Annotated in this window: 16 protein-coding genes; 11 read left to right on the top strand and 5 right to left on the bottom strand. The window is 29.1% G+C overall.

Going from position 1 to position 13,681, the window contains the following annotated elements:
• The first annotated feature begins 29 nt into the window (after window positions 1–29).
• Both ACTTBN_RS00780 and ACTTBN_RS00775 read left to right on the top strand, forming a co-directional pair.
• Complete coding sequence (locus tag ACTTBN_RS00780; protein WP_440680541.1) at window positions 30–962, top strand: ABC transporter ATP-binding protein; 933 nt, start codon at window positions 30–32, stop codon at window positions 960–962.
• A complete protein-coding gene (locus ACTTBN_RS00775) occupies window positions 952–1,719 on the top strand; it encodes an ABC transporter permease (protein ID WP_440680540.1) in 768 nt (255 codons plus the stop codon). The genes ACTTBN_RS00780 and ACTTBN_RS00775 overlap by 11 nt, the downstream gene beginning before the upstream one ends.
• Here ACTTBN_RS00775 and ACTTBN_RS00770 read toward each other — a convergent pair.
• The 3 genes from ACTTBN_RS00770 to ACTTBN_RS00760 form a co-directional block, all read right to left on the bottom strand.
• Window positions 1,716–2,855, bottom strand: coding sequence for a glycine cleavage T C-terminal barrel domain-containing protein (locus tag ACTTBN_RS00770; protein ID WP_440680539.1), 1,140 nt, complete (start codon window positions 2,853–2,855; stop codon window positions 1,716–1,718). The genes ACTTBN_RS00775 and ACTTBN_RS00770 overlap by 4 nt on opposite strands.
• A 92-nt stretch (window positions 2,856–2,947) precedes the next feature.
• Entirely contained in the window at window positions 2,948–4,222 is a 1,275-nt protein-coding gene (gene aceA / locus ACTTBN_RS00765) for an isocitrate lyase (RefSeq protein WP_440680538.1), read from the bottom strand.
• A gap of 41 nt (window positions 4,223–4,263) precedes the next feature.
• Complete coding sequence (locus tag ACTTBN_RS00760) at window positions 4,264–4,425, bottom strand: hypothetical protein (protein ID WP_440614544.1); 162 nt, start codon at window positions 4,423–4,425, stop codon at window positions 4,264–4,266.
• A 111-nt stretch (window positions 4,426–4,536) separates the two neighbouring features.
• Between ACTTBN_RS00760 and ACTTBN_RS00755 the strand changes: the two genes are divergently transcribed.
• The 6 genes from ACTTBN_RS00755 (at window position 4,537) to ACTTBN_RS00730 (ending at window position 8,684) form a co-directional block, all read left to right on the top strand.
• Window positions 4,537–5,970, top strand: a complete 1,434-nt coding sequence (locus ACTTBN_RS00755; RefSeq protein WP_440680537.1) for a helix-turn-helix domain-containing protein — start codon at window positions 4,537–4,539, stop codon at window positions 5,968–5,970.
• 173 nt (window positions 5,971–6,143) lie between these two features.
• Complete coding sequence (locus ACTTBN_RS00750) at window positions 6,144–6,413, top strand: GNAT family N-acetyltransferase (RefSeq protein ID WP_440680536.1); 270 nt, start codon at window positions 6,144–6,146, stop codon at window positions 6,411–6,413.
• Complete coding sequence (locus tag ACTTBN_RS00745) at window positions 6,404–7,150, top strand: sulfite exporter TauE/SafE family protein (protein ID WP_440680535.1); 747 nt, start codon at window positions 6,404–6,406, stop codon at window positions 7,148–7,150. Before ACTTBN_RS00750 ends, ACTTBN_RS00745 begins: the two co-directional genes overlap by 10 nt.
• Window positions 7,147–7,701 (top strand): hypothetical protein, encoded by a 555-nt coding sequence (locus ACTTBN_RS00740; protein WP_440680534.1) that lies wholly within the window; start codon window positions 7,147–7,149, stop codon window positions 7,699–7,701. Before ACTTBN_RS00745 ends, ACTTBN_RS00740 begins: the two co-directional genes overlap by 4 nt.
• Window positions 7,702–7,704: 3 nt before the next feature.
• Window positions 7,705–8,274 (top strand): SOUL family heme-binding protein, encoded by a 570-nt coding sequence (locus tag ACTTBN_RS00735; RefSeq protein ID WP_440680533.1) that lies wholly within the window; start codon window positions 7,705–7,707, stop codon window positions 8,272–8,274.
• The gene (locus ACTTBN_RS00730) at window positions 8,271–8,684 is read left to right on the top strand and encodes a carbonic anhydrase (RefSeq protein ID WP_440680532.1); all 414 of its coding nucleotides are present in this window, start codon (window positions 8,271–8,273) and stop codon (window positions 8,682–8,684) included. Before ACTTBN_RS00735 ends, ACTTBN_RS00730 begins: the two co-directional genes overlap by 4 nt.
• On the opposite strand, the gene ACTTBN_RS00725 is transcribed toward ACTTBN_RS00730, so the two are convergent.
• Both ACTTBN_RS00725 and ACTTBN_RS00720 read right to left on the bottom strand, forming a co-directional pair.
• Window positions 8,685–11,219 carry an ABC transporter permease gene (locus tag ACTTBN_RS00725; RefSeq protein ID WP_440680531.1) on the bottom strand — a complete coding sequence of 845 codons (2,535 nt, stop codon included), beginning with the start codon at window positions 11,217–11,219 and terminating at the stop codon, window positions 8,685–8,687.
• On the bottom strand, window positions 11,203–11,868 hold the full coding sequence (locus ACTTBN_RS00720) for an ABC transporter ATP-binding protein (RefSeq protein ID WP_440680530.1): 666 nt from the start codon (window positions 11,866–11,868) through the stop codon (window positions 11,203–11,205). The genes ACTTBN_RS00725 and ACTTBN_RS00720 overlap by 17 nt, the downstream gene beginning before the upstream one ends.
• Between ACTTBN_RS00720 and ACTTBN_RS00715 the strand changes: the two genes are divergently transcribed.
• Genes ACTTBN_RS00715 through ACTTBN_RS00705 form a run of 3 tightly spaced genes read left to right on the top strand, consistent with a single transcriptional unit; the run spans window position 11,867 to window position 13,637 of the window.
• Entirely contained in the window at window positions 11,867–12,478 is a 612-nt protein-coding gene (locus ACTTBN_RS00715; RefSeq protein ID WP_440680529.1) for an arylesterase, read from the top strand. The genes ACTTBN_RS00720 and ACTTBN_RS00715 overlap by 2 nt on opposite strands.
• Window positions 12,479–13,168 (top strand): ion transporter, encoded by a 690-nt coding sequence (locus ACTTBN_RS00710; protein WP_440680528.1) that lies wholly within the window; start codon window positions 12,479–12,481, stop codon window positions 13,166–13,168.
• A gap of 10 nt (window positions 13,169–13,178) precedes the next feature.
• Window positions 13,179–13,637: a hypothetical protein gene (locus tag ACTTBN_RS00705; RefSeq protein ID WP_440680527.1), complete on the top strand. Its 459-nt coding sequence runs from the start codon at window positions 13,179–13,181 to the stop codon at window positions 13,635–13,637.
• The last annotated feature ends 44 nt before the right edge of the window (window positions 13,638–13,681 follow it).

The following is a 13,681-nucleotide window of genomic DNA, read 5'->3' as shown; positions in this document are numbered from 1 at the left end:
TATAAATTGTCTTTATATATGCCTAGTTCATGTCAGATCAAATAAGCATAAATAATCTATCAAAAGTCTACGATAATGGCTTTCAAGCCTTAAAGAAAATAAATTTAAATATCAAAAAAGGTGAAATTTTTGCAATGCTTGGACCAAATGGTGCGGGCAAAACTACACTTATAAGTATAATCTGCGGAATCGTTAGGCCATCTTCAGGAAAAGTTACTGTAGATGATTTTGACATCATAGATGATTATAGAGAAACAAGATCTAGAATTGGATTAGTTCCTCAAGAATTAACCTTAGAACAATTTGAAACAGTATTTAACAATGTTTCTTATTCAAGAGGTTTGTATGGAAAAAAACCAGATCCGAAACATATTGAAAAAATTTTAAAAGACCTAAGCCTATGGGATAAAAAAGATTTAAGATTAAGACAATTGTCTGGTGGAATGAAGAGACGTGTATTGATTGCAAAAGCATTGTCTCATGAACCAACTATATTATTTTTAGATGAGCCAACAGCTGGAGTTGATGTTGAATTACGTCAAGACATGTGGAAGGTAGTAGAAACTTTAAGAAAAACTGGTGTAACAATTATTCTAACCACTCATTATATTGAAGAGGCAGAAGCAATTGCAGATAGAGTAGGGGTAATCAATCAAGGAGAAATTATTGTTGTTGATGAAACCAAAGAACTTTTAAAAAAAATGGGACATAAAAAACTTACAGTAGATCTTCAAGAAGAGATTACTGAAATCCCTAATAGTTTAGATAAATATAATCTAGAACTTGGAGAAGATAAAAAATCAATTAATTATACTTATAATGTTAGAGCTAAAAGCACTGGAATAACTAACTTGCTTCAAGATTTAAAAGATGCAAACTTAAAATTACAGGATTTAAAAACTGAACAAACGACTTTAGAAAAAATATTTGTGACATTAGTAAAGGAGAACAATGAAGTTTAATTATTATGCATTTAGAGCAATGTATTTGCATGAAATGGATCGATTTAAGAGAACATTGATGCAATCATTGTTTTCACCTGTTTTATCTACTTCATTATATTTTATTGTTTTTGGATCTGTAATTGGTGGTTATGTAGAAAAAATTGATGGAATTAGTTATGGATCTTTTATTGTTCCAGGTCTTTTAATGTTAACATTGTTAACTCAATCAATCAGTAACACTTCGTTTGGAATATTTTTTCCTAAATTTAATGGAACTATTTATGAAATTTTAGCTGCACCAATTTCAACTTTTGAAATTGTTTTAGCTTTTGTGGGTGCTGGTGCTACTAAAACTCTTATAGTTGGAGTGGTTATATTTTTAACATCAACGTTCTTTGTTGAGGTTCAAGTAATGTATCCATTATTAATGATATTTTTATTAGTGTTAGTGGCATTTACATTTGCTTTATTTGGTTTTTTAATTGGTTTAATGAGTTCTAATTTTGAGCAAATGTCAATTATTCCAACTTTAGTTATTACGCCAATGGTATTTTTAGGTGGTAGTTTATATTCTCTAGATATGTTGCCTGAGTTTTGGCAAACTGTTACTTATTTTAACCCAGTTGTTTACTTAATTAATGGTCTAAGATTTGCCTTTTATGGAGTTTCAGATTTCAATATTTGGGTGAGTGTTATTTCAATGGTAGTATTTTTGATGTCTTGTGTAACTGTGGTTACAGTCCTATTAAAAAAAGGATATAATATTAAATCTTAGCTGCTAGCTATTTTCTTTTTTGGATCGTAAAAAGGTTTTTCTACAATTGTAGATGAATATTTTCCTTCATGTGTTTTAACATCTAATTGATTGCCTAATTCCGAATGATTAATTTCAATCATTGCAAGTGCAATATTTTTTTTTAATCTTGGGGAATATACAGCTGATGTTACTTTGCCAACTATCTTACCATCTTTTTCAACTGGCCAAAAAGTTGTATTAGGTCCTGTTAAAGGATCACAATCAATTATTAATCCGACTTGTTTTCTTTTTATTCCTTCTTGTTTTATTTTCTTTAATGCTTCTTTACCTATAAAATTAATTTCACTATCTAAATTAACTAATCGATCAAAGCCTAATTCAAATGGATTTGTGTGAATATCGGCATCTGCATGATAAGAAAGCATACCGCCTTCAATTCTTCTAATAGACGATGTATGACCAGGTTGAAGATGATATTCTTTACCAGCTTCCATTATTTTTTCATAAAGCTCATTACCTCTTGAACCATCTCTTAAATATATTTCATAACCAAGTTCACTTGACCAACCTGTTCTTGAAACAATTAATGGAATACCATCAAGTTGATATTCTTTTAACCAATAATATTTAAGATCTCTGACACCTTCACCAAATAGTTTGACCATTATTTCTTGTGAGGTAGGGCCTTGTAACTGTAGAGGGGATACATCTGGTTCAGATATTTTTACATCTAAACCTGAATTAATAGCAACACCTTGTGCCCATAACAAAACATCACTATCTGCTAAAGATAACCAAAAATGGTTTTCAGCTAATCTTAATAAAACTGGATCATTTAAGATACCACCATCATTGTTTACGATTAAAACATATTTACATTGTCCAACAGATAACTTTGAAAGATCTCTAGGAGTTAAAAGCTGAGTAAATTTATATGCGTCAGGACCAGTGATCTCAACCTGTCTTTCGACTGCAACATCGCATAAAATTGATTTTTCAATTAAGTTCCAAAAGTTTTGCTCAGGACTTCCAAAATCTCTTGGAATATACATGTGATTATATACAGAAAAACCTGTTGCCCCCCATTTTACAGTAGCATCAAAATACGGAGACTTTCTTATTTGTGTTCCAAAACCAAAGTTTTTATTAGACATTTGTGACCCTTAACAGTCTGAGTATTAATTACAAATAAAAAAATAGCCCAATTAAGGGCTACTAAAAAAAATGGAGAGGGAAAGTATTTTTTTTAAAATTGTTCAGATTCAGTAGATCCAGCCATAGCTGTTGTTGAGCTTTGGCCGCTACTAATAGTATTTGAGACTGCATCAAAATAAGATGTGCCAACTTCTCTTTGGTGCTTAACACTAGTATAACCGTCTTTTTCTCTAGCAAATTCCTGTTGTTGAATTCTAGAATATGCAGCCATACCTTCTTTTCTATATTTCTCAGCAAGTTCAAAAATTGCAATGTTTTGAGTATGAAATCCAGCAAGAGTAATGAACTGGAATTTGTAACCCATTTTAGCGATTTCTTGTTGGAATGAGGCAATCTCGTCATCACTTAAATGTTTTTTCCAATTGAATGATGGAGAACAATTGTAAGCTAATAGTTTTCCAGGAAATTTCTCATGAATTGCATCTGCAAATCTTTTGGCTTCAGCTAAATTAGGAGTTGCAGTTTCACACCAAATTAAATCAGCATATGGTGCATAAGCTAAACCTCTAGAGATAGCTTGTTCAATTCCATCTTTAACATAATGAAATCCTTCTGGAGATCTTTCACCAGTTAAAAATGGTTTATCATTTTCATCAAAATCATTTGTAATAAGTTTTGCAGCATTAGCATCTGTTCTTGCTAATATAATCAAAGGAACCTCAGCAATATCAGCAGCCAACCTTGCAGCTTTTAAGTTTTTGACCATGGTACCAGTTGGAACAAGAACTTTTCCACCCATATGACCACATTTTTTTTCACTAGCTAATTGGTCTTCAAAATGAACACCTGCAGCACCAGCTCTTATAAATTTTTTAGTTAATTCAAATACATTTAATGGTCCACCAAAACCCGCTTCACCATCAGCAATAATTGGAAGCATGTAATCTACTTTTTCCTCTCTTTTCATGTCCCCATCTTGCATTTCCATATGTTGAATTTGATCAGCTCTAATTAAAGAGTTATTCATTGACTCAACTAATTTAGGAGCACTATCATAAGGGTATAGAGATTGATCTGGATACATCTCTCCAGCAGTATTAGCATCAGCTGCAACCTGCCAACCACTTAAATAAATTGCTTTTAAACCAGCTTTTGCATGTTGAACAGCTTGGTTACCTGACAAAGAACCAAGGGTATTAACATAAGCTTCTGTATTTAATAATTTCCAAAGTTTTTCTGATTGATTTTTGCAAAGTGAGTATTCAATTTTAATTGAACCTCTTAATCTCTCCACTTCTTCATCAGTGTAGTCGCGTTTGATACCTGCGAATCTTTTTAACTCATAAGAGATTTTCTCTGCGCTCATTATTTATAATCCTGTGTTGAAGAAAATTGAAAAAAGTTGAATTAGTTACTATCGTTTAAAGCTTCGATTAGTTCACTCATTCCACTTGAACCCCAATCACAATGATCATCTCTCATGTAAATTCCTTTACTATGATGGTGGTCTAAATCTTCTTTTTTGATGATTTGAGCTTCATTTTCTGTGTTTTTTAAGTTTTTATCCATGTAAATTATATATTTTACAAAATTTACAAAATCTACAAAAAACGTTAAAAAGCTTTGTAAATTGGGAAAAAATATTGTAAAAATAAATTTACAAAATTTACAAATAGAAAAATGAGTCAAATTAATCTTAAAATAGGGCCAAAAATAAGAGCTTTTAGAAGACAGCTTGGACTGCAAGCCAACAAATTAGCTGAAGATTTAAACATTTCTCCTAGTTATTTAAACTTAATTGAAAGTGGAAAGAGAAAAATAGATGGCGATTTACTTTTAAATGTATGTGAAAAACTAAACATCCAATTATCGGATCTTACATCAAAGACAGATATTAATCTTCAAAATACCATTTCTGAAATTTTAGATGACAGTTTGTTTGAAGACTTAGATATTTTAGGTCCTGAAGTAAAAGATTTAGTAAGCACTAATCCAAAGATTGGAAAAGCAATTGTAAGACTAGGTGATATTCTTAAAAAAAAAGATCATGAGTTAATAAATAAAATTGAAAAAATTTCAGGTAAAATTGTTGATAATAGAAAAAATTCTTTTCCAGGTGAAGTCATTTCAGATTTTCTCCAAGAGCATAAAAACTATTTTCCAAAATTAGAAGAGTTTGCAAATAAAGTTTTTGATAAAATTCAAAAAAATAATCGAACAAGATATATTGCTTTGTGTGAATATTTAAATTCAGAATATTCAATAACAGTCAAAGATGTTATTCCAGATGAAAATAAACCATTTTCAAAAATTTATAATAAAAATAAAAAAGAACTTTTATTAAGTGATTACAGTTCTCTTGAAACAAAAAAATTACACGCAGCAGCTCAAATAGCTCAAGAGGGAGCTAATAAAGAAATTGATAATTATTTATCGAAATTTAGTTTCCCTTCAGAAGAATCTAAAAAGCTCACTAAAGTTGCATTGTTAAATTACTGTGGTGCTGCAATTTTGATGCCATATAAATTATTCCACTCTGAATGTAAAAAATTGAAATATGATTTAGAGTTACTGCAAAATACTTTTGCAACTTCATTTGAACAAGTAGCTCATAGGGTTACATGTTTACAGGACCCAAAACTACCTGGTATTCCTTTCCATTTTTTAAGAGTTGATATGGCTGGAAATATTTCAAAAAGGTTTTCGTTATCTGGAATTGATATACCAAGATATGGGGGAGCGTGTCCAAGATGGAATGTTTATTCTGCTTTTACAAGACCTGGTGTGATTCAAGCTGCAGTAAGTAAAATGAACAATGGTGAAAAATATGTTTGTATTGCAAGAACTGTTGAAAAAGGAATAGGAAGATTTGGACAAGCAAAAAGTGTTCTCTCTATTGGACTTGGATGTGATGCAAAATATGCAAAAGACTTTGTTTACACTGAAAATGTTAACATTAATGATAAATCTACAGAAATACCAATTGGTGTTTCATGTAGAACCTGTGACAGATTAGATTGTTCACAAAGAGCATTTCCGCCACTACATAAAAAGTTCGATGTTGACTTAAATACAAGAGGTGTTTCAGTTTATGTCAGTGACAACAAATCTTAAAATATGATTAAATATATAATTCCAGCTATCATTGTTTTCTTAATTGTATTATTTTGGGAAAAAATTACTGATTTTGTTGAGAAAAAGTTCAATATTAAGCTTAATTATATTGTTGTTAGTTCTATTATTGCAGCCATAGCAATTATCCTTTTGCTTCTTAATTACTAGGATTTATGAACAGCATTGATTTTTCAAATTATCAATTAGATGAAGCTGATGGTGTATTTACTTATAAAAATGAATATACAACGCTAGGGTTCGTTAGATTTAATGAAAAGGGAGAAGTTGAATACATTTTCGTTAATCCAATTTTTAGAAAAAAAGGAATAGCAACAAAATTATTGCAGTTAGTTAAACAAAAAACAGGAAAAGAAATAATTCTTCAAGAACCAATTAGTCCTTTAGGATCAAAACTATTAAATTCATTGAAAAAATGGAAATAAACTTATTATTTTTCTTCACAGTAGTTCCAGCAATAATTTTATATGGTATTGCAAAATCCGGTTTGGGTGGGTCGATGACTTTAATATCTATTCCATTAATGACTATTGTAATGCCTTTAAACCAAGCATTAGGAATAATTTTGCCAATTTTAATATTTTCCGATTTTATTGCGGTTTATAAATATAGAAAGGAATATGACTTAAGCACCCTAAAGTTAATGGTTCCATTTGCTGCTGTTGGAATATTAATTGCTTCTTTCACGTTCACATATTTTTCAGAAGAATTATTAAAATTTATGATTGGTTTAATGGGATTTATTTTTGCAGGTCATTATTTTTTTTTTAAAAAAGATAAAGAAGCTAAGTCACAAAAAAATTCTATTAAAGGAGGAATTTGTTCAGTAATAGCTGGATTTACAAGTTTCTGCGTCCATGCAGGAGGAACACCGGTAAGTGTTTATATGCTTCCATTAAGAATGAAGAAAGAAATTTATGTTGGAACAAGAATTATATTTTTTACTTTTGTTAATCTAATAAAACTTCCTCTATATATTAACCTCTCAATGACAAATTTAGTAACTTTTAAACAATCAGTATTTTTATTTCCACTTGCTTTTATAGGAATATTGATTGGTTACCGATTAATTAAAATTATAAATGAAAAATTATTTTATAATATTTTGTATATTTTAATTTTTATAAGTAGTTCAAAACTTTTATATGATTATTTAATATGAAAAAAAAATTTAATCCTAGAATAAAAGCTCGTATAAGAAAAAATAAACAAGTTCTTAATAAACAAATTGATAATTTTTTTGGTTGGGTAAAAGGTGCTAAACTTGTTGAACTTAAAGAATGTAATGTAGAGGAAGATCCAGTTCGACCAGAATTAGATAATGAATTTAGAACAGGATTTGGAAGAAAAATTTATGGTGTTGAGTATCAAGGCGAAATTCATGCTGTTATGTGTTTTGCTTACACCAATGAAATTCCTAAAAGTGTTGATGAACTTGAAAAATTAAGCACCGATGCTTTTTTGCAAAGTGCAATGAGAGATCAAAAAGGTGGACAAATCGCTATTGCTTATACTGTTTGGTCAAAGAAAAAAGGAGGTGGAAAGTTAATTGTAAAAGAAGTGTTTAAAAAGATTAAAAAATCTAATCATTTAAACAGATTAGTAACCCTTTCACCTTTAACAGAAATGGCAAAGAATTTTCACGAAAGAAATGGAGCTAAATTAATTCAAATTAATGAAACAACACAAAATTTTGAATATAAAGTCATTTAATCCATGAACCTAAAAAAACAATTAATTCTTCTATTTTGTACTTTCTTTGTTTTACCGTATTCTATTGTTATGGCCAATGAAGAAGCAAAGTATGAAGTAGTTGATAAAAATGAAATTTATGAGATTAGAAAGTATTCTGATCGTTTAGCAGTTGAAACCTCTAGAGCTGGAATAGATAGTAATTTTAGAAAATTATTTAATTATATTTCTGGAAGAAATGATGCTCAGGAAAAAATAGCAATGACTACTCCAGTTACTCAAGTAGAAAAAAATGGTAATATGACCATGCAGTTTTATTTACCTTCAAAGTTTAATTCAGATAACGTACCCAATCCTAGTAGAGAAGATGTAAGTATAGTAAATATTGAAGGGGGATATTATGCTGTACTTAGATATTCTGGTCGAGCTTCTGATGGAAATTTCATAAAACATAAAGAAATCCTAGAAAAAGAGTTAAACAAAAATAATATTTCAATTATAAGTCCACCTATTAGAGCTACATATGATAGTCCATTTACCCTTCCAATGAATAGAAGGAATGAAGCAATGTATAAAGTAGAGTTTAATTCATGAAATCAAAGTTTAAAGCAATGGTGTTATCTTGTATGGACCCAAGATTTCAACATTTAGTTCATAATCATTTAAAGAAAAAAAAATTAACTGGAAAATATAGTGCTTTTACAATTGCTGGTGCCGCGGTAGGGGTCACACATAATAAATTTAAAAAATGGCATAATACTTTTTATGATAATCTTGCAACTTCAATCCAACTTCACAAAATAGAAAAACTTATTGTTATTAATCATAAAGATTGTGGTGCTGCAAAAATTGCTAATGGAAAAAAAGAATTTAGTCCAGCAAATGAAAAAAAAATACACCAAGAATCATTTAATAAACTTAAAAAAGAAATTAAAAAAAGATTTCCAAAACTAAAAGTGGAATTAAATGTAATTGCTTTAGATAGTAAAATTACAAAATTTTAATTATTGATTTCTAATTAAAGGATAAACTTTTGGATTTAGATATTTTAAGTTTGTTAACATAATCAATAACAATGTTACAAATCCAATTGAAAAACCTAAGTAAATTAAAACTTTAAAATCAAACATCCACACAAGTTCAAAGATATTTTCCATAATAAATTTTGAACCAATTACAGCAAAGAATATTGCAATTAGTATGACTGATTTAAAGATAATGATGAATTCTATTAATGATGAGAGGATTATTTCTTTTTTTGAAAACCCTAGAATTTTAAACACTAAGTTTTGATATTCTTTAACTTTACCTTGAACCATAATTGCACTCGAAATAACAATTAAACCAATCACAATAGTTACAGCTGATATTAAAGTAACTGCAATGAATACTTTATTTAGCACAGCTGTTACTTTTGTCAGATAATCTGCAATTTTAATCATAGATAAACTAGGCATAACTTCTAGCATTTCAGTTTCATCAAATTTATCAGAATTAAATTTTGCTGTTGCTAAATATTCATGAGGAATATTTTGAGCGAATTGTGGGTTAAATAGCATTGCAAAGTTAATACTTAAATCTCGATAATCAACTTCTCTAAAATTAACCACTTCACCATCTATTTCTCTTCCATATATATTTAAAGTAAAAATATCTCCTAATTGAATGTTAAAATCTCTTGCAACTTTAGCATCTAAAGATATTTGAAGTTGATTAGGTTTATTTAAATCCCACCATTTTCCAGCAACTAATGGATTATCTTCAGGAACATCTTCAACCCATGAAGATCTTCTCTCACTACCAATTACCCAATAACTATCATTATCAGGTTTAATATAAGTATTTGGATTAATACCATTAATTTTTGCAATGCCAGATGAAACCATTGGAACAACTTCAATGTTTGCATCAGGATCCATCTTTAATATTCCTTGCTCAAACTTTTGACGCTCTCCTTTTTGAATACCCACAAAGAAATAATCAGGAGCGATATCAGGAATTGATTTAGCAATTTCCCTTTGAAAATTTGTTCCAACTAACGCTAACGTTAAAAGTAAAGTAACTCCTAATCCTAAAGACATAATAGTAATTGGAGTAATACTTTTAGTTTGAGTGATATTCTTAATTGATACCTTTAATGAAATATTGGAGCTTGATTTAAATTTTTTAAGAAAAAATATAATTATTCTTGAAAGAAAGAAAAATACAATCAAACAAACAAAAAATGCCGCAAAGTATCCAAGACTGTAAGTTGGTTGCTCTGAACCAACTGTAAATAATAAAACTAAAATAGAGAGCAAAATAAAACTTAAAACAACAGACTTTTTTGAATAATAAAATTGCAAGTTTTGAAAAACGTTTCTAAATAAATTAGAAGCTTTTACTTGATCAATTGAACTTATTGTTGGGATAGAAAATATTACAAGTACTAATAAACCAACTAAAAATATTTTAATAAAATTAACTATAGAAAATACTGGATAAACATTTAATCCAAGTCCATCTGATAAGTACTTATCAGCGATAGGTACTATTAAAAAACTAGAGCCATAAGAAACAACTGTGATTACAAATAATAATATTAGCAACTGAAGATAATAAAGTGTCTTTATATTTCCTGAATAAAATCCAACTGCTTTTCTAACTGCAATTGACATGTTGTTTTGATTAATAAAAGAGAGAAGGGTATTTGCAATCCCAATACCCGCAATCAACATCGCACTTATTGAAACAAGAGATAAAAATTGTGAAAAATTATTAATTATTCTCTTTATTCCACTTGCTGAATTTTCAGGATAACGAAGTTTTACTTTTTGATCATCTTTAAAGATATTTTCAATTCGTTGTTCTAACTCTTCAGAGCTATCTCCTTCGTTAAATTTTACTTTATATTCGTAGTTTAAAAAGCTTCCAATACCATTTAGTTTTAATATCTCTAATGTTTGTTTTCCAGCAAGTGCCCAATCACCAAAAGCAACAAATCCACTAACATCAGGAACTGATTTTATAATTCCAATAACGGTAAAGTTTTGGTTTTGAACTTTAACTTGTTCATTAAGTTTTATGTTCAGTGTCTTTGATAAGCTTTCATTTATTAAAATAGTATTTGGTTCTTTTTGCATTCGCTCATATGCACCTTCGGGTTCAAATACTACTTCGCCATATAACGGATATTTTTCATCAACTGTTTTAATTCTAGTAAATAAAGATTTGTTTTTTTCTCTTCCAGTTGTTGAAAGCATAGTGCTGAACTCAATCATTTGAGATACAGTTGCAAACTCTCTAACTTGATTAACTAGTTCTATATTTCCTTGATTACGATTGTAATCAATTTCTAAATCACCACCCAATAAAGCTTTTGCATTATCGTTCAGTTCTTTTTTAAGACTATCTTCAATTGTAAAAATAGCACTTAATATAAAGAGACTGATAAATAGAGTAACAATAATACTTGAGATTTTGTGATAGTTTCTGCTTAAATCCTTTAAAGCATATTTAAAAATCAAACTAAATTCAGATCGATTATTTAATTTTTCCATCTTTTATTTTGATTTTTCTTTTTGCTTTATTGGCTAGTTTTGGATCATGCGTTACCATGATTAAGGAAGATCCTTCCTCTTTTACATATTTAAACAAAATATCTGATATCATTAGTGAGTTTTCAGTATCCAAGTTTCCAGTAGGCTCATCAGCAAGGATTAATTCAGGTTTCATAGCTATAGCTCTTGCAATTGCAACTCTTTGCTGTTCACCACCTGATAACTGACTTGGTAAATTATTAAATCGGTGCTTTAAACCAAATCTATCTAATAAACTTTTTGCTTCACTCTCAGGATTTTTAAAATTATTTAACTCTAGAGTTAATGCAACGTTTTCAACTGCAGAATAATTTGGAATTAAGTAGAAGGATTGAAATATAATGCCAATATTCTTCTTTCTAATTTCTGAAACTTCATCTTCATTAAGTCCTGTAATTTCTTGATCTTGAAAAATAATTTTTCCAGAAGTTGGTTTTTCTAAACCTCCAACCAACATGATTAAACTAGTTTTACCAGATCCACTTTCACCAACGACAGAAACTGTCTCTTTTTTCTTAATAGTTAGATCAATATTCTTTAAAACACTGATACTTTCTTTACCAGTTTGGTATTTGAGATTTATTTTTTTTAATTTAAGAAGATCACTCATGAATAAAAGTTTATTTATAAAAATTTTGATAATCTTTCTAGTGCACATAAATGCATTCGCAATAGAAAAGGTTGTATTATTTGGCGACAGTTTGATGGCTGGGTATGGTTTACCTAAAGAGCATCACTTATCCGTAGTATTAGAAGATAATTTTAAAAAAGATGGTTTAAATATAAAGATAATTAATGGCAGTGTTTCTGGGAGCACATCTTCAGGAGGATTAAACATTGCTGAATGGAGTTTATCTGAACCTGGTATCGACTTAATCATTTTAGGCTTAGGCGCCAATGATATGCTTAGAGGAATAAAACCAGAGGAAACTGAGAAAAATTTAGAAGAAATCATAAAGATAGCTAACAATAAAAAAATTAAAATTATTATTGCAGGTATGGTTGCTCCAACCACGCATGGAGCTGAATACAAAAAAAAGTTTGATGCAATCTATCCAAAACTATCAAAAAAATATAATTTACCCCTGATCCCATTTTTACTTGATGGAGTTGCACTTGATTCAAGTTTAAATCAGCAAGATGGAATTCATCCTAATAAAGAAGGAACAATTAAAGTAAGTGAAACTATTAAAAAAAGTATTATTAGTGTTTTAAATTAAATGAATAAATTTTTATACAATCTGAAAGAAAGTAGAATTTTTCAGTTTGTTGTTATTTCAATTATTATTTTAAATGCAATTACAATTGGCGTTAACACTTATGATCTAAGTGAATTAACTAAACAGGCAATTAATTATTTAGATTATTCAATTACTATTTTCTTTGTAATTGAAATTGTAATTAGGTTTGTAGGAGAACCTAAAAAACTATATTTTTTTAAAAGTGGTTGGAATGTATTTGATACTTTAATTGTCTTAATTTCATTAATACCAATTCCTAACAATTCTAGCTTCTTACTTTTAAGGTTACTAAGAGTATTTAGAGTATTGAGAATTATCTCAGTAGTCCCAGAATTAAAAAAAATAATTGAAGCTCTTCTTGCGTCTGTCAGAAGAGTATTTTACGTTGGATTATTATTGTTCATAATTCTTTATATATACGCAACTATAGGCTCTATTTTATTTAGCACAGATATTCCTGAGAGATGGAATGATGTTGGAGTTTCAATGATTACATTGTTTCAGGTTTTAACATTATCAAGCTGGGAACAAGTAATGCTGCCATTACAAGATATTTATTGGTGGGCCTGGATTTATTTTTTTAGCTTTATAATTATCTGTGGCATTACAATGCTTAATTTGCTGATTGCGATATTAGTAGACGTGGTAATCAATCAGAAAAAGTTATAAAATTTCCTTAATGAAAAAAATAATATCACTTTTAATTTTATTAATTTTAACTAACTATTCTTATGCAGAATTAAAAAATCCAAACAAAAATATTTCACCAAAGGAAGTTGTTAAAATTCAACTTAGTGGGTTACAAAAAAATGATTTAAATTACAAAGATAGAGGTATAGAGCAAACTTGGATTTTTGCTCACCCTAACAATAAAAGAATGACTGGACCCTTAAATAATTTTAAAAGAATGATTAAAGGAGCCTCTTATCAAATGATGATTAATCACCTAAGCCATACAATTACAGAGCTTGGCAGTAGTGACAAATGGGCCCAATTTGAGGTCATAATTTTAGATAAGGACAAAATTTATCATAAGTTTAATTGGCAAGTCGAAAAATATACTGAGGACGGAGATTTAAAAGATTGTTGGTTGACCACCATGGTCTCAAGTCCAATTCCCCTCGGCAGCTCAATTTAATTATCCACAGATACATTTTTGTTTCGTTACTAATAAAAATTTAG

Source organism: Candidatus Pelagibacter sp. HIMB1623 (genome assembly GCF_052047695.1).
GTDB lineage: Bacteria > Pseudomonadota > Alphaproteobacteria > Pelagibacterales > Pelagibacteraceae > Pelagibacter.
The sequence above is the reverse complement of the archived record's forward strand: the minus strand, read 5'-3'. Positions and strand labels throughout refer to the sequence as shown.